Origin of the sequence: Culicoidibacter larvae, from assembly GCF_005771635.1 — a bacterium.
Classification (GTDB): Bacteria; Bacillota_I; Bacilli_A; order Culicoidibacterales; family Culicoidibacteraceae; genus Culicoidibacter; species Culicoidibacter larvae.
Genome location: NZ_VBWP01000002.1, coordinates 1 through 20,212, shown reverse-complemented (window position 1 = coordinate 20,212; position 20,212 = coordinate 1). Strand labels below are relative to the sequence as shown.

The window sequence follows — 20,212 nt, the reverse complement described above, 5'->3', positions numbered from 1 at the left end:
AGGGAGGTTGCACTATTATGGCGATCAAACGTAGTATAATCATGAGATGTACTGAATGTGATAATGAAAATTATATCACTGACAAAAACAAAAAAAATACTCCTGAACGTTTAGAGGTTAAGAAATTTTGTCCAAACTGTAATCGTTCTACATTACATCGCGAGAAAAAGTAATCTTTCTCGCGATTTTTCTTTCCCCAAGAGACTAAAGAGTTCAAAAAAGAGAGGCGTGTGAAATATATGTTTACAAAAAATGTGCGACGGGTGGCACTGATCGGAACCGGCTTTGTCGGGATGAGTTTTGCTTATTCATTGATGAATCAAGGCGGAGCTGATGAATTGGTATTAATTGACCTTGATGTTCGTAAAACAGAAGGCGAAGCAATGGATTTAAATCATGGTGTTGCTTTTGCTCCCAGCAATATGAAAGTGTGGGCTGGAACATACGCGGACTGTCAATATGCTGATATCGTGGTAATTACTGCCGGAGCAGCACAAGCACCAGGTGAAACGCGTCTGGACTTGACTGCAAAAAACACTAAAATTATGAAATCAATCGTTGAACAGATTATGGCCAACGGCTTTAACGGGATTATGGTAGTTGCATCAAATCCGGTTGATATTCTTTCATATGTTGCTTGGAAAGCATCTGGACTTGATAAGAGCCGCGTAATCGGAACCGGAACTTCATTAGATACAGCGCGGTTACGTTATATGATTGGTCAATATATTGATATTGATTCACGAAATATTCATGCTTATATGATGGCTGAGCATGGTGATTCTTCTTTTGTTCCCTGGACGAATGTATATGTTGGATCAAAACCATTACTGCAAATGATTGATGAGTCTGAACAATTGCACATGGAGGATTTACAGGGAATCTATGAAAGTGTGCGCGATGCTGCTTATGAAATTATTGAACGTAAGAAAGCGACTTATTATGGTATCGGCATGGCGTTGACTCGGATTGTAAAAGCAATTTTCAATGATGAGAACTCAATTCTGACTTTATCAACATATCTAGATGGAGAATATGGTCACAGTGATGTTTATATTGGTGTACCGGCGGTTATCAATCGTTTGGGAATCAGAGAAATTATTACCTTAGATCTCAACGAAGTTGACCAAGCAAAATTTGATAAGTCAGCAAATACTTTAAAAGAAACAATGAATGATGCAGTGCATCCTTATTTATAGGAATTTTGAACAAGCTTTCGGGATAGGCCCGAAAGCTTGTTTTAATTTACATAAAAGCAATTTTATGGTAATATTGCTATTGTGAAGGAGTGATTTTCATGGAAGAGTATACATTTGAACAACAAAGCGTTTTAATTCCTGAAAAAAAATGGCCTGCTGGACGGGTTATCTTGTTGATATTAGCAATTGTATTAACAATTCAAGCAATTCCGATGGTTGGATATATGCTTAATATTTTTATTTTTGTATTGATTGCTATCCTTATTTTAGGGATTGTCGGACTTGTTTTTGCGCGTAAAGAAAAACGCAGTATTGTAGGACCGGTTTTAGCAATTATTGGTGCAGTTGTTGCCCTGATTCGCTCAATTTGGTTTTGGGTAATGTTATCTAATGTTTCGACAACGATGCTTTTAGATTCTAGTTATCTAAGCGGCAGCACAGCTAATCAAATGATGGCGTGGGCATTTTCTGGTGTCATTGACTGGATTTTCTTTATTGCAGCAGCAGTATTTTGCTATATTGCAGTGTTCAAAAAAGCTAAAGTTACTCAAGAAGTTACTATTGATACACAATTTTAAGAAGAAACCCCGGCGGTCTTGTACCGCCGGGGTTTTAATTTTCTTTTTCCTATGTCAAAGGGTATCAAAGTATGCTAAAATATATTCGTATGAATGAACGGAGGTAAATACATGGAAAAGAAATTGATCGGTATTGATTTAGGCGGTACAACGGCTAAAATCGGTATTATTAGCTTTAACGGAAAGATTGAGCATCAATGGGAAGTTGCTACTGACAGTAAAGATAGCGGCGCGCATATTTTACCAAACTTGGCTCAGTCAATTGAAGCAAAACTTGCGGAACTTGAATTAACCAAAGAAGATATTCACGCAGTTGGTATCGGTGTACCCGGACCAGTGCAAAAACAAACCGGATATTTGCCGGTGGCAGTAAATCTTGGCGGCTTTGGCGGCTTTAGTGTTTCGGATAAATTAGAAGAGTTGCTAGGAATTCCGGCAATCGTTGATAATGACGCCAATGTTGCCGCGCTCGGTGAAGTATGGATGGGTGGCGGAAATGGTACTACTGATGCTGTTTTTGTAACCCTTGGAACTGGTGTTGGCGGTGGAATCATCGTTAATGGTCAGGTGGTATCTGGATTTAATGGTGCCGGTGGTGAAATCGGTCATATTCCGGTGGTGAAAACCGGTGAGCACATGTATAAATGTAACTGTGGTCAAATCGGATGCGTTGAAACAGTTGCTTCTGCAACTGGCTTTGCTCGTGTTGCTAATACAATTCTTGCGAATAGTAAGGAAGCATCTAGCTTACGCGAAGTGAAAAAAATTAGTGCTAAATCAGTGCTTGATCACGCTAAAAAAGGTGACCAGCTTGCACTTGAAGCAGTTGACTACAGCTGTCGCGTATTAGGTGAGACGTTTGGTATGATTTCAGCGACTACTAATCCGCATATCTTTATTATTGGCGGCGGCGTTAGCCGTGCCGGACAATTTTTGATTGACCAAATCAAAAAATACTATTATGGTTCTGTTTTCGAACCGGCAACTCGTGGAGTTGAAATTGTATTAGCTGAGTTGGGCAATGATGCAGGTATGCTGGGAGCTGCAAACTTAGCTAGAAATATGGCAACTTATGAATAAAGTAAAGTGTTTTATCTGCGGTGATGCGCAGGAAAACACCTATATTCTTTCAAAGCAAAATAAGGCACTGATTATTGACCCAGGTGCGCAGCATCCTTCAATTGTTGATTATATTGAAAATAATCATTTACAGGTGGAGGCAATATTGTTGACCCATTGTCATTTTGATCATATTGCTGCAGTTGATTTTTTCACCAAGAAGTACAAAGTGCCGGTATATATTCATGAATTGGATCAACCAGGGTTAGTTAATCCAAAACAAAATTTATCAGTGCTTACTAAACGTGTTTTTATTGTTGAAAGTGAAAGTATTGCATTGTTGAAAAAGAAAGGCTCGTTCTCAATTGGTGATTTCACGATTGATTACCTGCTGACTCCCGGGCATTCGCTTGGTAGTGTTACTTTTATTATTGAAAATGCTATTTTCAGCGGTGATGTTTTGTTTGAAGATGGCGTTGGCCGATATGACTTTCCGTTCTGCAGTGTTGTTGATTTGGGAAAGAGTTTGGAAAAATTATTTGCACTTGATGATCATCTCAGTGTTTATCCTGGCCATGGTGGTCAAACAACTATTGGTCGGGAAAAAGCTTATAACACAATTGCCCAGTCAGTAATTAGTTATGCATATAGTAAATAAAAAAAGATGAGTTTAAAAACTTATCTTTTTTTGTTAGTTTTATCCTGTTTTTGCGAAAAGATGTTTGAGGTGGAATGATGGAAGTTAAGATATACTTTGAATGCTTATTAAAACATTTGCTAGACAATAGAATTGCTGATGTTCATTTTATTATTGATGCAAATGGCAGCCGGGTAATGGTTAGAAGCAGTAATAAGAAGATGATTATGATTGCTGAACTTATTGTGAAAGATATGCGAAAACTCATGAGTTTTATTAAGTATATTGCCAGTATGTCATTAGCCAATGCAATTATGGAATCCGGAGTCCTGCATTATCATTTGAATGAACAGCTTATTGATTTGCGGGTGGCAGTAATGCCAATGGCTGATGCTGAGCTCATGACCCTGCGTATTCATTATCAAAATAGCAATGATGACTTTGATTATCTGACGGATAATCAAAGTCATCAAAAATTTTTCCAAGAATTGTGCCACCAAGAACAAGGTTTGGTGGTTTTTAGTGGTGCAACCGGTAATGGTAAAACCACCACAATTTATACATTAATGAATTATATGTTGAAACTTGGAAAGCACATTGTAAGTATCGAGGATCCGATTGAACAAAAGATTAATGGAGTAATGCAATTTGAAGTGAATGAGCTTGCCGGTCGCAGTTATGATGCAATGCTTTCCCAAGTCTTAAGGCATGATCCGGATGTTATTGTTATAGGTGAAGTTCGTAATAGTAGTGTTGCTAAAAGTGCACTTCGTGCGGCGTTAACCGGACATTTGGTAATAACAACGATTCATGCTCAAAGTTGTCAAAAGGTAGTCCAACGTTTATTAGATTTAAAATGTAATCAAGAAATGATAATGGCAACCATGATAGCAAGTGTATACCAACAACTACATATTGACAATAAAACAAATGATAAGTATTGCCAGTTTACTATTTTGGATACGAAACAAATACAAAAATACTTATCATGCGGAAGGCAAAGTAATGATTTCTTGCAGAATGGGGTAATGTATGAACACTAGTCAATACTCTTTATCAGAACAAGCAAATTTATTGAATACGTATATTACTTTTCTAAACAGTGGATATAATGAACAACTGATAATTGATTTTCTGTGTGTGAGTAAGTTGATAAAAAGACAACATATTGATGAAGTGAAACATTTATTGATATCAGGAGAGCAATTATCGGTAGTTTTCAGTTATTTGAGGTTCCATAAAGAGGTTCAGGCATATATTACTCATGGTGAACAGGTTGGTGATATTGTTGCAGCTATGAATTTAGCATTATTATGGATTAGAAATAATCTCAAAATTCGAAAATCCTTAAAACAAGCATTAACATATCCACTAGTATTGATAATGATGTCGGTTCTTTCATTTATATTTGTAGCATTCTTTTTGTTTCCTCAGATGGAATCTTTTTTAAGTGGATATCAGATAAATGAAAAACCATTTATATTCACTGCTTTGGAGTTATTGATGTTTGGGATTGGCTGTATTTTTATGTTTGCAGTAGTCTGTGTTAGCTTATTGGCTGCAATGCGCTTACTCTCAGGAGAACAACAACTATGGATTTATTTTAATATCCCGGTTGTTCGTTATTATTTGCAACAGATTTTACAGATTCAAATTGCTAATCGATTAAGTTTGTATTTAGCAAATGGATATCCTTGCTTGGCTGCATTTAGACATATTAGTGAGAATAGGCGCAGTAGTATGCTGCAAACACAGGTTACGGAGATAGATAAGCTCTTGACAGCAGGTCATACACTTGAAGAAGCGTTTGAAATTAGTGATTATTATAGTGATGAGTTTTTGCTGGTTCTCAGTTTTGCGCTGAAAAATAATACGCTTGGTACTGAGTGTGCTTTGTACAGTAAGCGCGCAAGCGAACATATTGTTATTAAAGTAATCAAGGGATTAAATCTTTTGCAAACGCTGTTAACTTGTATTATTGCATTATTTTTAGTATTGACTTACATTGCTGTATTTTTGCCAATGTTATCGGTTTTTGAAACATTATGATTTAGGAGGAGAAAAAATGAAGAAAAAATCTGGATTTACGCTTATTGAAATGTTAATTGTTATGATGGTTATAGTGATTTTGCTTTTACTGATTATCCCTAATGTAAATCAACATATAGCTGGTTTGCAAAGTAAGGGTTGTGATGCCTATATGGAAGTTGTTCAGGCACAAGTTGAGAGTTATCGCTTGCAGCATAACGCAACACCAAGTATAGAACGTTTAGTAAGTGATGGCTACATAAAGTCAGCAACTTGCCAGGATGGAAAAGCACTTTCTATAGATAGCGAGGGGAAAGTTGAGAAAGAATAAGATTTGGAAGAAGAGTGGATTTACATTAATTGAGAAGCACATACTATTATAATAGATATTGAAACTGATCAAATATTCTTAGATAACCAAGATATCTCAATAAAGGATATAGATTTTTATAAAAGCAGTTTTGGTTCAGAGCGTATAGTAGTGCATTCTTTGGTAACTGGTACTTTCTCGAAGGCGGGAAGTATTTATTTTTCAATATATGGGAAGCACTACGTTCTAGTGATTCCCATTGGATTTTCTGAGGTGTATATAAAATGAATAATAAAAAAACTGGTTTACTCAGTAGCATGGCAATAATTCAATTGATAGGGGTTGTAGTTATCGCGAGTTTAATAGTAGCTAGTTTTCGTTTAGAGGTAGTTATTGTTAATTTACGAATACGAACGATTATGTATCATCAGTTATTTATTGGTAATTTTGGCAGCTTCACATATGAAGATATTCGTTATGATATCATTATGGATAGAAGAGGTAAGTGTATATTATGGATGAATATGAATCAAGAGGATGAACAATTATGTTTGAAATGAAAAAACAAGGAATATTTTTAATTGATTGCAGTATTATGATGCTAGCAAGTATAGTATGTTTCTTGATAATTTGGGGTGAATTAGGATATATTAAAAAAATAGATGATTATAAGTCGATAAGTACTGATAAATTATTATACCTTGCAACCATAACTAATAAACTTGTTAATGATAAAGCCGACATAAATATCAATGAGGGGAATCTAGTGACTAAATTTGAGGACACAGTATATTTATTTCAATTCAAAAATAATAATTTATATCTCTACAAGAATGGAAGCGGGACACAAATACTTATGCATGAAGTTGAAAAGGTAACTTTTGTTCGAGGAGATGGACTGATAAGATGTGTAGTTATTGATAAAAACAAGCATTATTTAGAATGGGGGATTGTGATTAATGAATAGAAAACGAGGGTTTATGCTGTCTTCAATAGTTGCAATGGTAGTTATAATTATCAGTTTTATTAGTTGGCAATTAGTTCGTTTCAATCAAGAACAGGAAACTTTTTTTCAAACAGAGCAACTATTAAAATCTTTAAATAACTTTAAAGAGTCCACTAATAATAATTAGTATAAAGAAATACTGTTAGGCATAGAGCTTTTATGTTATAATTACTTAAGGTGAATTGAAGCATGAAAATAATTCTGATTGGTATGCCCGGAAGCGGGAAAACAACAATTGCTACTGAGTTTGCTCAGCAATCTGGATATGCATTTTTTGATACAGATTTAATAATTGAAGAGCAATTAAAACAACAAACTGGTGATGTTTTGCTAAATCATGGCGAATTATTCTTTCGTCAAGCGGAATGTCATGCACTCAAATCAATTCCTGATATTAGTGATAGTATTGTAGCTAGCGGCGGCGGTATTATTGTTCACCCTGATAGCTTTCAGTATATAAAAGATAATTTTGATTTGATACTGTATCTAGATACTTCACTGGAAGTATTGGTAGAACGGTTGGATTCAGATAATAAAATCCGACCATTGTTGAATAAATCATCTTTAGATGAACTTATGGAGAAACGTCTTTCTATGTATGAAGATTTATCTCATGCAAGTATTAAAACGGATAGAAAAATGAAATCAGAGATTGTAAACGAATTATTAAGATTGGTAAGGCGGGATTTGGCTGATGAATAATATTAGTGAGTTGAAAGATATAATTATGTCTGGTAATGTTCCAAATCATGTTGCACTTATTATGGATGGTAATGGACGATGGGCAAAAAAAAGATTTTTACCTCGTACAGCTGGACATAAAAAGGGTGTTGATACCGTTGAAGAAATTATTGAAGCTGCTTCAGATATTGGAATAAAATATATTACTTTATATGCTTTCTCAACAGAAAACTGGAAGCGTCCCGAAGAAGAGGTTAATTATTTAATGAGCCTTCCTAGGGCATTTTTTGATTATTTCCTACCAAAACTAATGAAGAATAATGTAAAGATAAAATGTATTGGCCGATGGGACTTATTACCTGAAGATACACGAAAAGCTGTTGCAGATGCGATTAACGATACTAAAGACAATTCTGGATTAACTGTTAATTTTGCTTTGAATTACGGCGGTCGGGATGAAATTGTTTATGCTGTTGAGCAAATTGCCAAACTGTTAAAGGATAACCCTGACCTTCCGATAAGTGAAGACTTAATCGGCTCACATTTGTTTAATCCTGATGCACAAGATGCTGATTTTGTTATTCGTACAAGTGGTGAATACCGAATAAGCAACTTTTTACTTTGGCAGAGCGCATATGCGGAATACTATTTTACTGATACTTTATGGCCGGACTTTAAAACTGCTGAATTCTATCAGTCCATTATCGATTTTCAAAATCGTGATCGTCGTCGCGGAGGAATAAAATGAAATTATTGAACAAGAGCTTTTTACAGCGCTTACTAACGGGAATATGTTTAACGATAGGTTTCTTATTAATTACATTTGCCGGGGGACCATTACTTTTTATTGGTGCTTTTAGCATTGTGATGCTTATTGCCTTTTATGAAACCAAACTCGTTTCAAAAAATAAGTTTAAAATGAATATATTTGGTTTCATTATTTTAGCAGTGGCTATATTGCTTCTAGGATGGACACAATATTCTATTTATAATTTAATTCCTTTTGTATTATTACTAATAATGCTATATCTTATTTTAATTCCTATTTTCGACCAAAATATCCACATTGACAGCGTTGTATATTTCTTTACTATGACATTATATGTGGGAATTGCGTTTTTTGCATTAGTATACTTATATCTTCGTTCACCATTAAACATTTTATTCTTGGCTGCTGTTGCTTTTGGTAGTGATGTAGGTGGATATTTACTTGGTTCATTGATTGGCAAACATAAGATGGCTCCAACTATTAGTCCTAAAAAAAGTTGGGAAGGATCAATTGGTGGGTTAATATTTGCTCTCATCTCGGTATTCGTTATTGCTCCGGTTCCATATGAATTAATAATGGGTGCAACATACATTCAGCCATTTAATAATCCAATAGTACTTGTTGTCAGTATTGTATTCTTGACTGCAATTTCTCAATTGGGTGATTTATTTACTTCGGTAATTAAACGATATTTTGGAGTAAAAGACTTTGGTACTATATTCCCGGGGCATGGCGGCATTCTAGACCGATTTGATAGTTTTATTGCTGTTGCTATTTTCATGATGATTTTCACGATGATAGCAACGCAATTAGGGCTTTTTTAGGAGAGAGTAATATGAAACATATAGCTATTTTAGGTGCAAGTGGTTCAATTGGAACTCAAGCATTGGATATTATTGCCAGCAATCCAAATGTTTTTCGACTGGTTTCATGTTCAATTGGAAAAAATATTGATTATGCTCGAAAAATTGTACAAGTATTTGAACCAGAATTACTTTGTATGCAGTATGAGGCAGATGCACAAACGCTTGAACATGAGTTTAGAAATAAAAAAACTGAGTTTACATTTGGCGATCAAGGTCTTGTTGATGTTGTTTCATTATCATCAGTTGATTTAGTGCTTAATAGTGTTATAGGAAGTGTAGGTTTATTACCAACACTAGCTGCAATAAATGAAGGTAAACAAATAGCTTTAGCTAACAAAGAAACGCTGGTTAGTGCTGGGCATATTGTTATGGAAGCAGCTAGAAAAAATAATGTGGAAATATTACCAGTAGACAGTGAACACGCAGCAATTTTCCAATGTTTACAAAGTGCTAAATCAAGTGCTGAATTAAAAAGACTGCATATAACTGCATCCGGAGGATCGTTTCGAGATTTAAGTTATTCAGAACTTAAAGATGTTACTGTTGATATGGCATTGAAACATCCAAATTGGTCAATGGGATCAAAGATTACTATCGATAGCGCAACTATGATGAACAAAGGATTAGAGGTTATTGAAGCACATTGGTTGTTTGATGTGGGGTATAGTCAAATTGAAACAATAATTCATCGTGAAAGTATTATTCACTCGCTTGTAGAGTTTGTTGATGGATCAATGCTTGCTCAACTGGGAGTTTCAGATATGCATATACCAATTCAATATATGCTATCATATCCAGAACGTTTACCCATGCCTGCAACTATGGATTTATCTTTGATAGAACTAGGTGCGTTACATTTTGAAGCAGTTGATATTAAAAAATATCCCTGTTTTAAATTAGCACTAGATGCAGGAAAGATTGGCGGTAGCATGCCAACAGTACTTAATGCTGCAAATGAAATTGCGGTTAATGCATTTTTAGAGAATAAAATAAAATTTATTGAGATATCAAAAATTGTTGAGCAAACTATGCTTGCTCATGATGTCATTTCAAATCCTCAATTAGATGATATTTTAGAAATTGACCATCAGGCAAGAACATTTGTAGAACATATTTTACTTTAAATAAAGGAATGGTGTTATGATTGTATTTTACGTACTAATCTTTTTAATAATATTAACAATAATTGTAGCGATTCATGAGTTAGGACACTTTTTAGCTGCCAAAAAATTTGGTGTATTGTGTCGCGAATATGCTATTGGTATGGGACCGAAGCTTTGGTCTAAGAAATATGGTGAGACACTTTATTCAATTAGAGCAATACCTGTTGGGGGATTTGTTCAAATGGCAGGAGAAGACGAAGCAGACTTTGAATTAAATATTGGTGATGTAATTTCAATTTCACTTGATGATAACCAAAAAATTAATGGCATTTACTCGGAAAACTCTTTAAATAATTCAGCGGATAGAATCATACAGAAACTAACATTAAGGTCATACGATTTAAATAGTAATGAGATGTTTTTAGAAGGCATGCTTGAAAGCGACTCCGAATCTAAAAAGTATGCTTTAGCTGATGATGCATCAATTTACGAAGGTAAAGATGAAATGCAAATTGCTCCAGTTAATCGTAGATTTTGGTCATTAGCGCCACTCAAGAAAATTGTAGTTTTAGTTGCAGGTCCATTTATGAATGTTGTTTTAGCAATAGTGGCATTTATTGCTATGGGATTATTTTTCGGCAACCCAGAACCAACCCCAGTTGTTGGTGATGTTACCGAAGGTTCAGTAGCACAAAGTTCTGGAATACAGAGTGGTGACATATTTATTAGTATTAATGGAAAATCCGTTTCAACTTTTGCAGAGGCTTCAGAACGTATTAAAACATCTCCAGGTACTGAACTCACATTAGTGATTCAACGGAATGATGAATTAATTCCAATTAATATCACACCAAGTTCAGTGACTCAAGAAGTTCAAAATAGTGATGGAACAGTGACCAAAGTTGTTGTTGGACAACTTGGTATACTGCAATCAAAAAGTTATAACCCGATTATAGCAATTACCAGTGGATTTACTAGAGCAGTTGATATGACAGGACAAGTGTTTACTTCATTAGGTATGTTAATTTCAGGTTCTGCAGGTATTAACCAGTTAAGTGGGCCAATTGGAATCGCAGCAATGACTGGAACGATTGTAGAAAGCAGTGGATTTTCGGGAGTGCTTTTCTTTCTTGGTTTTTTGAGTATTAATATTGGGTTGCTAAATCTATTGCCATTCCCGGCATTGGACGGCGGACGTATAGTTTTTGCTATATATGAGTTGATTACTAGAAAACGACCAAACAGAAAATTTGAAATGGGATTAAACCTTGCAGGATTTGTGTTGCTTATGGGCTTGTTTGTCTATATAGCATTCAATGATATAATTCGACTAATTTATTAAGAGAGGATTTTCGATAATATGAAACAATCAAATTTATTTGCATATACTACAAAAGAAGTATCCAGCGATGCAACGGCACTTAGCCACCAATTACTTTTAAAAGGTGCCTATGTAAAACAAATTGCATCAGGAATATATTCATACTTACCATTGGGACTTCGAGTGATTCGCAATATTGAAGCAATTGTTCGCGAGGAGCTGGAAGCTATAGGAGCAACAGAAATGTTAATGCCGGCATTGCAACCAAAAGAGTTATGGGATGAAAGTGGTCGTTGGGCTGCATACGGAGACGAATTGATGCGCTTAACTGATCGAAATGATAGAGAGTTTGCTCTTGGACCTACTCATGAAGAAATCATAACCTATATTGTTAGAAATGTTTTGAATTCATACAAAAAGTTACCATTAACTTTATTTCAAATACAAACAAAATATCGTGATGAAATGCGACCACGTTTTGGATTAATGCGTGGAAGAGAATTTATCATGAAAGATGCCTATTCTTTCAGCTCTACTGATGAGCAATTAGATAAGATATATTTAGATATGAAGGCAGCATATATTAATATTTTTACTCGCTGTGGCTTATTGTTTCGTCCAGTTGAAGCGTTAACTGGTGAAATTGGTGGTTCAGAATCAATTGAGTTTATGGCATTATCTGAAATAGGCGAGGATACAATTGTTTACTCAACAGAGTCTGATTTTGCTGCGAATAGTGAAGTTGCTGATTTAGCGGTTGGTGAACCTAGTCCTGACGGAATCGGTACTATAGCTCATGCAAAAGGAATTGAAGTTGGTCAAATCTTTAAATTAGGAACAAAATATTCTGAAAGTATGAAAGCTCAATTTTTAGATCAAAATGGTCGTAATCAACCATTAATTATGGGATGCTATGGAATTGGGATTAGCCGGGTGATGATGGCTGCAATCGAACAAAACCATGACGATAAAGGCGTAGTTTGGCCAAAAGAGATTGCTCCTTTTTCTGTACATATTGTGCCGGTGGATATTAAGAATGAGACACAAAAAGATATTGCTGAACAAATGTATATATCATTAACAGAAAGTGGCATAACAACACTTTTGGATGATCGCGATGAACGCTTAGGTGTAAAACTCTCAGATGCTGACTTAATTGGCTCGCCAATTAGAATTGTTGTTGGTAGAGATGCAGCCGAAGGAATAGTAGAGCTTAAATTAAGAAATGCTTCTGAGGCTATGCAAAATACAATTGAAGATGCAAAGAAATTTGTTTTTGAATATTAGAAGGAGTGCGTGTAATGACATCACATCAAGATAATAAGTTCAATATTTTACTTGAACAATTACAACTATCTGAAGAAGTTTCTTCAAAATTTTGTGATGGTCAATTAAAGAAAGTTGTTGTTGATCAAAATAATAATACTTGGCAGTTTTATTTAGAGTTGCCGCAAATTTTAGATATTGAAGTATTCCGTGCTTTGGAGGAAGGTTTGCAGCATATGCCTTATGCTGCAAAGCTTTTTTTAAGCTATGTTGAAACTCCCAATTTAACCTTACAACTTATTACACCATATTTATATTATTTTGCTTCTAAATTAAACGGAAGTGCTTCATATTTGGTAACTTCATTACAAGTTATTCAATTATATATGGATAAGGAAGCATTATACTTGCGTGTAGGAGAGCAAATACAATTTGAAAAATGGCAACAGAATGTTGGATTATTACGACAACTATTTTCCTTGGCAGGTTTTAATATTCAGATTATTGTTCAGTCAAGTGAGGATGTTGCTAGTGAGTACCAATCACTTATTGATCAACATCAGGAAACTAAACATGTTCCGGTCTATACGAGTGTTCCTAAATCTGAAAATAAACCTAAACAAGAGAATTCATCACCTAAAAGTGCACCTGTGTATAGAAGAAAAAAAGCAAGTGCAATGCTTGAGGAAACACCTACAAAGATTGTAGATATTGTAGAGATGCAAGATGGTCTTGTTATAGAAGGGTACGTTTTTGATGTAGAGTTCCGAAAAACAAAAAATGGCAAAGAGATAATGACTGCTAAGATAACTGATTACTCTGACTCACTATACATCAAAAAATGGTGTAACGAGGGCGAAGACAAGATAAAAAAGGGAACTTGGATTAAAGCTGTTGGGAATGTTGTGGTTGATGCCTATATGAATCATCAACTGGTAATGAATTTAAATGATTACAAGGAACTTGAGCCTAGAGTACGAAAAGATAATGCGGAAACTAAAAGAATTGAATTGCATGCTCACACGCAAATGAGCCAACTGGATAGTGTTGTTCCGGTAAAAGAGTTAATTAATCAAGCAATCGCTTGGGGACACGAAGCAATCGCGATAACAGATCATAGTGTTGTTCAATCATTCCCAGAAGCATATATGGCTTCTAATCGTAATCAAAATATAAAAGTGTTATATGGAATTGAATTTAATGTTATTAATTCTGATGACGGATATCCGGCACATATCAAGCAAGATACACTAATTCAAGATACAGAATTTGTTGTTTTCGATATTGAAACAACTGGACTTTCAGCTGCTGTTGATAAAATAATAGAGATTGGTGCTATAAAGATTCAAGGTAGTAAAATAATTGATCGATACCAAACTTTTTTGAATCCTAAACAAAAGTTAGATGTAAAAACTATGGATTTAACACATATTACCCAAGAAAATGTTGATACAGCTAGAGATATTCCAGAGGTTTTAAAAGAGTTTAAGGAATGGTGTGGGGAAGAGAGTGTCCTTGTTGCTCATAATGCCCCTTTTGATGTTGGATTCATTCGTTTAGCGTATGAAAATCTTGGAATTGGCGAATTGAAAAATGATTGGCTGGATACGTTGCAGTTGTCACGTCACTTATATCCTGAAATTAAACGGCATGGTTTAAAAGCATTAGCAAAGAAATTTAATGTTGAATTAACCTCGCACCATAGAGCAGTTTATGATGCTGAGGCAACTAGCGAGATATTTCTATATATGTTAAACGCTTTATCTGACAGAGATATTAAAATTGCCAATGAGATTAATAAGGTTGCATCTAAAGAACGTAATCAGGAGATAAGTCGTTCATACCATGTGACAGCAATCGCAAAAAACCGTGATGGTTTACACGACTTATTTAAGCTAGTCTCAATGGCGCATACTGAGTACTATGTTAGAGAACCACGAATTCCAGTTGAGATTTTAGAAGAATATCGGACACATTTATTGCTAGGTAGTTCTTGTATTCACAATAATGTATTTGATGCAGTATTAAATAAAAATAAAGAAGAAATTTTAGAAATTATGCAATCATATGATTATATTGAGGTTCAACCCCCTGAGTGCTACGCTCATCTTACTGATATTGGCTGGGTACCGAAACATGAAACTATTTATGAAATCATAAAGCAAATTATTGGTTATGCTCAAGAATTAGGGAAAACAGTTGTTGCAAGTGGTGATGTACATCATTTAAAGCGCGACGATGTTATTTTTCGCGAAATATATGTTGAGTCACAAGCCGGAGTCCATCCATTAGCTCATCGTGAAATTAAAAAGATTCCAACGATGCACTTTAGAACTACTGATGAGATGTTGAGAGATTTTGAATTTCTTGGAGCTCAGGAAGCTTTTGACTTGGTCGTGACCAATCCAAAAGTTGTTGCAGATCAAGTTGAACCAATTGAGGTTATAAAAAATGAGCTATTCACCCCAAGAATGGAAAATGCAGAAGAAAATGTGCGTTCTATGACTTACGAAATGGCACATAGCTTATATGGTGAAAAATTACCAAGTATTGTTGAAGAAAGAATTGAAAAAGAACTCAATAGTATTATAGGTCATGGATTTTCAGTTATTTATTTAATATCCCATAAGCTTGTTAAAAAGTCACTTGATGATGGTTATCTAGTTGGTTCACGTGGGTCAGTTGGTTCTTCATTGGTGGCAACAATGATGGAAATTACAGAGGTAAACCCTTTAGCCCCACATTATCGTTGTCCAGAATGTTTATATAGTGAATTCCATGGTGGCGAGGTTGGTTGTGGATATGACTTACCCGATAAGCTCTGCCCAGAATGCCAGACTGCAATGATTAAAGATGGCCATGATATCCCCTTTGAAACTTTCTTAGGATTTAAAGGAGATAAGGTTCCGGATATAGATTTAAACTTCTCGGGAGACTACCAAGCCAAGGCTCATAATTATACTAAAGAGATATTTGGCGAAGAGTATGTATATCGTGCAGGAACTATTGGTACAGTTGCTGAAAAGACTGCATTTGGATATGTTCGTGGATATGAGTCTGATAAGGAAATGAACTTGAAAGGCGCAGAAATTGACCGTTTAGTTCTAGGTTGTACTGGCGTTAAACGAACTACTGGACAACATCCAGGTGGTATTATTGTTGTTCCTGATTATATGGAAGTTTACGATATTACTGCGGTTCAGTATCCGGCTGATGATCAAAAGTCAGCATGGAAAACAACCCACTTTGATTTCCATGCTATTCATGATAATTTGTTGAAATTAGATATTCTTGGACACGATGATCCTACGATTATTCGTATGCTTCAAGATTTAAGCGGAATTGATCCAAAAACAATTCCAACTGATGACCCTAAGGTATATTCATTGTTTCAAGACACAAGTGCTTTAGGTGTTAGACCAGAGCAAATTAATTCAAAAGTTGGAACACTGGGAGTGCCGGAGTTCGGTACTAAATTCGTACGGCAGATGCTTGAAGATACTTTGCCATCAACTTTTTCAGAGCTTGTTCAGATTTCTGGTTTATCTCATGGTACTGATGTATGGCTGAATAATGCACAAGCACTTATTCGAAATGGAACCTGTGTATTAAAAGATGTTATCGGTTGTCGGGATGACATTATGGTTTATCTGATATATCAAGGACTTAATGATTCAGAAGCATTTACTATTATGGAATCAGTTCGTAAAGGTAAGGGGCTTAATGATGATTGGGAAGCTGATATGCGTGAGAACAATGTTCCTGAATGGTATATTGACTCATGTAAAAAGATTAAATATATGTTCCCTAAAGCCCATGCTACTGCCTATGTTTTAATGGCAGTGAGAATTGCTTATTTTAAAGTTTATCATCCGATTTATTTTTATGCGACATATTTTTCAATTCGTTCAGATGACTTTGAAATTGAAACAATGCTTCGCGGTAGTGAAGCAATCCGCGCTCGGATAAGTGAAATAGAGGCTAATGGAATTAAAGCAACTACTAAAGAGAAAAATTTGCAGACAGTGTTGGAAGTTGCCTTAGAAATGTTAGAACGAGGACTATCATTTAAGCAAGTTGATTTGTATGAATCACATAGCACCGATTTTAGAGTGCTTGATGATAAAACTTTATTGTTCCCGTTCCGTAGTGTTGACAGTTTAGGTGATAGTGTTGCTCAGTCAATTGTTGAGGCCAGAAAGGATGCTCCGTTCTTGTCTAAGGAGGACTTTGCCGGACGTGTTAAAATTTCTCGAACATTGATTGCAAAACTTGAATTAATGGGTGTTCTTGATGATTTAGAAGACCAAAATCAAATCTCTTTGTTTTGATGAAAACACTTGCATTTTCACTGCTTTCGTGGTAAAATTTGCTTAACAAATAAACTTACTTACATAAGAGTGGGCTAACCCACTCTTTTACTTTTATTAGGAGGGAATATTTGTGCACGAATTTATTGATTCAAAGCATTCTGAAATAGAAGCTATTGTTAAACAACAAGGTGCTAAATTATATGAAGTCTCTTATGTTAGAGAGGCGGGCAATAATATTTTGCGTGTTGTTGTTGATACCGAAAAAGGAATAGATTTAGATACCTGCGTGAATATTAGTGATGCCTTAAGTGTATTGTTGGACGAAGAAAATACTACTGATGATGAATATTTCTTAGATGTTTGTTCACCAGGTGCCGAAAAACCATTATTAGATATTGATGATGTAAAAGCTGCTATAGGTAATTATATTGCCTTTGAATTTCTTGTGCCAACTAATGGCTTAGATGAAATTCAAGGTGACTTAGAGGCAGTTAATGATGATGTTTTACAAGTAAAATATAATCAAAAGGGACGTTTTAAAACTATCAATGTTCCATATAATGAAATAAAATCAATTCGCTTAGCGGTGAAGTTTTAAAAGGAGAAACGAAAGAAATGAATACGAAAGAATTCTTACAAGCCTTAGATACGGTTGAAAAAGAAAAAGGAATTGACAAAGCGATCATTATTGAATCCATCGAACATGCATTAGTGTCTGCATATAAGAAAAACTTTGATCAGGCACAAAATGTTGAAGTAACTATTGATGCTGAAAAAGGGAAGATTGTTGTTTATTCATTAAAAACGGTTGTTGAAGAAGTTGAAGAGCCGCTTGAAGAAATTTCTCTTGATGAAGCTAAAACAATTAAGAAGACTTATAAAACCGGCGATGTTATCCGTGAGGAAGTAACGCCAAAAGATTTTGGACGAATTGCTGCTCAAACAGCTAAACAAATTGTTTTGCAAAGTATTAAAGAAGCTGAAAGAGATGTTATTTATAATGAATACATTGATCGGGAGGACGAAATCATTACTGGTATTGTAACTTCGATTGATCATGAAAATGGTAACATTTATGTAAATATCGGACGAACCGAAGCATTGCTTTCAAAATATGATCAAATTGCTAGTGAGAAAATTTCGCATGGCGATAAGATTGATGTTTACTTAAGCAAAGTGGAAAGAACTACTAAAGGTTCATTGATAAGAGTATCTAGAACACACCCTGGTTTATTGAAACGTTTGTTTGAAAGAGAAATTCCAGAAATCTCTAACGGCTTGATTGAAGTGAAAAATATTGTTCGTGAGGCTGGCGATCGTTCAAAGGTCGCTGTTTATAGTGATAATCCTACTATTGATGCTGTTGGAGCATGTATTGGACCGAAGCGAATGAGAATTCAAGCAATTATTGATGAAGTAAATGAAGAAAAAATTGATATTGTACTTTGGTCAGATGATCCGGTTGAATATATTACTAATGCTTTGAGTCCTGCATCTGTTTCTATGGTTCTATTAGATGAAGATGATGAAGAACATGAATCAATGGTTATTGTACCAGATAATCAATTATCATTGGCAATTGGTAAAAAAGGACAAAATGCTCGCTTGGCAGCACGATTAACAGGTTGGAAAATTGATATAAAATCTGAGACTGAAGCAAAAGAGTTTGGTATTGACTTTGAAATTGAGCAAGATGACATTGCAGTTATTGAAGATATCATTGAAGACGAAGAATCAGATGTTATAGAAGTTGTTGAAGCAGTTGAAGCAGTTGAAGCAGATGATAATGAAGCATCTACAACGGATGAAGAATAATTAATTAAATAGTGAAAGTAGGTGGTAGCAGTGAAACCCAAAAAAATACCGCTGCGCACTTGTGTGATTACACGAGAAAAACTACCGAAGCATGAATTAATAAGAGTTGTACGCGATAAAGATGGAAATGTTGCCATTGACCATAGCGGTAAAGCAAATGGACGTGGAGCATATCTAAAAAAATCTAAAGAAGTGATTGAGCGTGCTCGTGATAAGAAAGTTTTAAACCGTCATTTGGAAACGACAGTTCCGGATGAAGTTTTCACAGCACTATTAGAGGCGGTAGATATTGATGCCGAATAATTATGAAAAAGTATTTCAACTTCTGGGATTAGCTGCGCGGGCGCGAAAAATTGTTAGCGGTACGGATCAAATTTTACTTGCTATTCGAAATAAAGATGCGAGTATAGTATTGCTTTCAGATGATGTACAAAAAGTTGCTGATAAAAAAATCAGACAAACTGCAGAGAGTAATGATATTCCTTTGTACATTATCGGTAGTCGCGAAGAACTTGGACATGCTATTGGAAAGTTTGATCGAATTGCAGTTGCAGTAGTTGATAAAGGTTTTGGAAAAAAGATAAAATCATTGCTTGATGAAAGCGAATAAAAAAATTTGAGGTGAAAAATAAATGGGAAAAAAGCGAATTCATGAATTGGCTAAAGAAAAAGGATGGCAAGTTAAAGACGTTGTCATCATTGCAAACGAGCTTGGTATCCCAGCTAAAAATGCCATGTCTCAATTAAACGAAGATAACATTAATTTACTTGTCGAAAAAGAAAGTAAGTTCCCTGATCTGCTCAAAGCTTTTGAAACCAAAAAAGAAAAAATCGAAGCTGATAAACTTGCTGCAAAAAAAGCGGCGGCAAAGGCAACTGTGACAGCTAATGAAGCGAATACTGGTTCGGCTTCAAATTCAAATACTTCTGAAAGAAGTAATGTAAGACAAGAAAGTGATTATCAAGGAAACCGCGACGGTGGGAATCGCCAAGGCGGTGGCTACCAAGGAAACCGTGATGGTGGGAATCGCCAAGGCGGCGGGTACCAAGGAAACCGCGATGGTGGGAATCGCCAAGGCGGAGGTTATCAAGGAAACCGTGATGGTGGAAATCGTCAAGGTGGCGGGTATCAAGGAAACCGCGACGGTGGAAATCGCCAAGGCGGTGGCTACCAAGGAAACCGCGATGGTGGAAATCGTCAAGGTGGCGGGTACCAAGGAAACCGTGACGGTGGAAATCGTCAAGGTGGCGGGTACCAAGG

At 35.5% G+C, this 20,212-nt stretch carries 23 protein-coding genes; all 23 read left to right on the top strand.

Features of this window, described 5'->3' with window-relative positions:
• Nucleotides 1-17 precede the first annotated feature (17 nt).
• Nucleotides 18-173, top strand: a complete 156-nt coding sequence (rpmG, locus tag FEZ08_RS02590) for a 50S ribosomal protein L33 (protein WP_138190158.1) — start codon at nt 18-20, stop codon at nt 171-173.
• A 66-nt stretch (nt 174-239) separates the two neighbouring features.
• Nucleotides 240-1,199 carry an L-lactate dehydrogenase gene (locus FEZ08_RS02585; protein WP_138190157.1) on the top strand — a complete coding sequence of 320 codons (960 nt, stop codon included), beginning with the start codon at nt 240-242 and terminating at the stop codon, nt 1,197-1,199.
• Nucleotides 1,200-1,297: 98 nt separating this feature from the next.
• A complete protein-coding gene (locus FEZ08_RS02580) occupies nt 1,298-1,777 on the top strand; it encodes a hypothetical protein (protein ID WP_138190156.1) in 480 nt (159 codons plus the stop codon).
• A gap of 111 nt (nt 1,778-1,888) precedes the next feature.
• Nucleotides 1,889-2,857 (top strand): ROK family glucokinase, encoded by a 969-nt coding sequence (locus FEZ08_RS02575; protein ID WP_138190155.1) that lies wholly within the window; start codon nt 1,889-1,891, stop codon nt 2,855-2,857.
• Nucleotides 2,850-3,494 (top strand): MBL fold metallo-hydrolase, encoded by a 645-nt coding sequence (locus FEZ08_RS02570; protein ID WP_138190154.1) that lies wholly within the window; start codon nt 2,850-2,852, stop codon nt 3,492-3,494. Before FEZ08_RS02575 ends, FEZ08_RS02570 begins: the two co-directional genes overlap by 8 nt.
• A gap of 77 nt (nt 3,495-3,571) precedes the next feature.
• A complete protein-coding gene (locus FEZ08_RS02565; protein WP_171014898.1) occupies nt 3,572-4,516 on the top strand; it encodes an ATPase, T2SS/T4P/T4SS family in 945 nt (314 codons plus the stop codon).
• The gene (locus FEZ08_RS02560; RefSeq protein WP_138190152.1) at nt 4,506-5,522 is read left to right on the top strand and encodes a type II secretion system F family protein; all 1,017 of its coding nucleotides are present in this window, start codon (nt 4,506-4,508) and stop codon (nt 5,520-5,522) included. Before FEZ08_RS02565 ends, FEZ08_RS02560 begins: the two co-directional genes overlap by 11 nt.
• A gap of 16 nt (nt 5,523-5,538) precedes the next feature.
• Nucleotides 5,539-5,832 (top strand): competence type IV pilus major pilin ComGC, encoded by a 294-nt coding sequence (gene comGC, locus FEZ08_RS02555; RefSeq protein ID WP_138190151.1) that lies wholly within the window; start codon nt 5,539-5,541, stop codon nt 5,830-5,832.
• A gap of 296 nt (nt 5,833-6,128) precedes the next feature.
• Nucleotides 6,129-6,371, top strand: a complete 243-nt coding sequence (locus FEZ08_RS02550) for a hypothetical protein (protein WP_138190150.1) — start codon at nt 6,129-6,131, stop codon at nt 6,369-6,371.
• Nucleotides 6,359-6,778, top strand: a complete 420-nt coding sequence (locus FEZ08_RS02545; protein ID WP_138190149.1) for a hypothetical protein — start codon at nt 6,359-6,361, stop codon at nt 6,776-6,778. Before FEZ08_RS02550 ends, FEZ08_RS02545 begins: the two co-directional genes overlap by 13 nt.
• Nucleotides 6,771-6,944, top strand: a complete 174-nt coding sequence (locus FEZ08_RS12170) for a hypothetical protein (protein WP_171014897.1) — start codon at nt 6,771-6,773, stop codon at nt 6,942-6,944. Before FEZ08_RS02545 ends, FEZ08_RS12170 begins: the two co-directional genes overlap by 8 nt.
• A gap of 62 nt (nt 6,945-7,006) precedes the next feature.
• Complete coding sequence (locus FEZ08_RS02540; RefSeq protein WP_138190148.1) at nt 7,007-7,519, top strand: shikimate kinase; 513 nt, start codon at nt 7,007-7,009, stop codon at nt 7,517-7,519.
• The gene (locus tag FEZ08_RS02535; RefSeq protein ID WP_138190147.1) at nt 7,512-8,246 is read left to right on the top strand and encodes an isoprenyl transferase; all 735 of its coding nucleotides are present in this window, start codon (nt 7,512-7,514) and stop codon (nt 8,244-8,246) included. The genes FEZ08_RS02540 and FEZ08_RS02535 overlap by 8 nt, the downstream gene beginning before the upstream one ends.
• Nucleotides 8,243-9,091: a phosphatidate cytidylyltransferase gene (locus FEZ08_RS02530; protein ID WP_138190146.1), complete on the top strand. Its 849-nt coding sequence runs from the start codon at nt 8,243-8,245 to the stop codon at nt 9,089-9,091. The genes FEZ08_RS02535 and FEZ08_RS02530 overlap by 4 nt, the downstream gene beginning before the upstream one ends.
• Nucleotides 9,092-9,102: 11 nt before the next feature.
• Complete coding sequence (dxr, locus tag FEZ08_RS02525) at nt 9,103-10,257, top strand: 1-deoxy-D-xylulose-5-phosphate reductoisomerase (protein WP_138190145.1); 1,155 nt, start codon at nt 9,103-9,105, stop codon at nt 10,255-10,257.
• A gap of 16 nt (nt 10,258-10,273) precedes the next feature.
• Complete coding sequence (rseP, locus tag FEZ08_RS02520; protein WP_138190144.1) at nt 10,274-11,578, top strand: RIP metalloprotease RseP; 1,305 nt, start codon at nt 10,274-10,276, stop codon at nt 11,576-11,578.
• 18 nt (nt 11,579-11,596) lie between these two features.
• A complete protein-coding gene (gene proS, locus FEZ08_RS02515; protein WP_138190143.1) occupies nt 11,597-12,844 on the top strand; it encodes a proline--tRNA ligase in 1,248 nt (415 codons plus the stop codon).
• A gap of 14 nt (nt 12,845-12,858) precedes the next feature.
• On the top strand, nt 12,859-17,154 hold the full coding sequence (locus FEZ08_RS02510; RefSeq protein WP_138190142.1) for a PolC-type DNA polymerase III: 4,296 nt from the start codon (nt 12,859-12,861) through the stop codon (nt 17,152-17,154).
• 112 nt (nt 17,155-17,266) lie between these two features.
• A complete protein-coding gene (locus FEZ08_RS02505; RefSeq protein ID WP_171014896.1) occupies nt 17,267-17,734 on the top strand; it encodes a ribosome maturation factor RimP in 468 nt (155 codons plus the stop codon).
• Between the two features lie 17 nt (nt 17,735-17,751).
• Nucleotides 17,752-18,951: a transcription termination factor NusA gene (gene nusA, locus FEZ08_RS02500; protein ID WP_138190140.1), complete on the top strand. Its 1,200-nt coding sequence runs from the start codon at nt 17,752-17,754 to the stop codon at nt 18,949-18,951.
• Between the two features lie 21 nt (nt 18,952-18,972).
• A complete protein-coding gene (gene rnpM, locus FEZ08_RS02495) occupies nt 18,973-19,254 on the top strand; it encodes an RNase P modulator RnpM (protein ID WP_138190139.1) in 282 nt (93 codons plus the stop codon).
• The gene (locus FEZ08_RS02490; protein WP_138190138.1) at nt 19,244-19,561 is read left to right on the top strand and encodes a L7Ae/L30e/S12e/Gadd45 family ribosomal protein; all 318 of its coding nucleotides are present in this window, start codon (nt 19,244-19,246) and stop codon (nt 19,559-19,561) included. Before rnpM ends, FEZ08_RS02490 begins: the two co-directional genes overlap by 11 nt.
• Before the next feature lie 22 nt (nt 19,562-19,583).
• On the top strand, nt 19,584-20,212 hold a 629-nt coding region (locus FEZ08_RS02485; protein ID WP_171014895.1), incomplete at its 3' end, for a translation initiation factor IF-2 N-terminal domain-containing protein.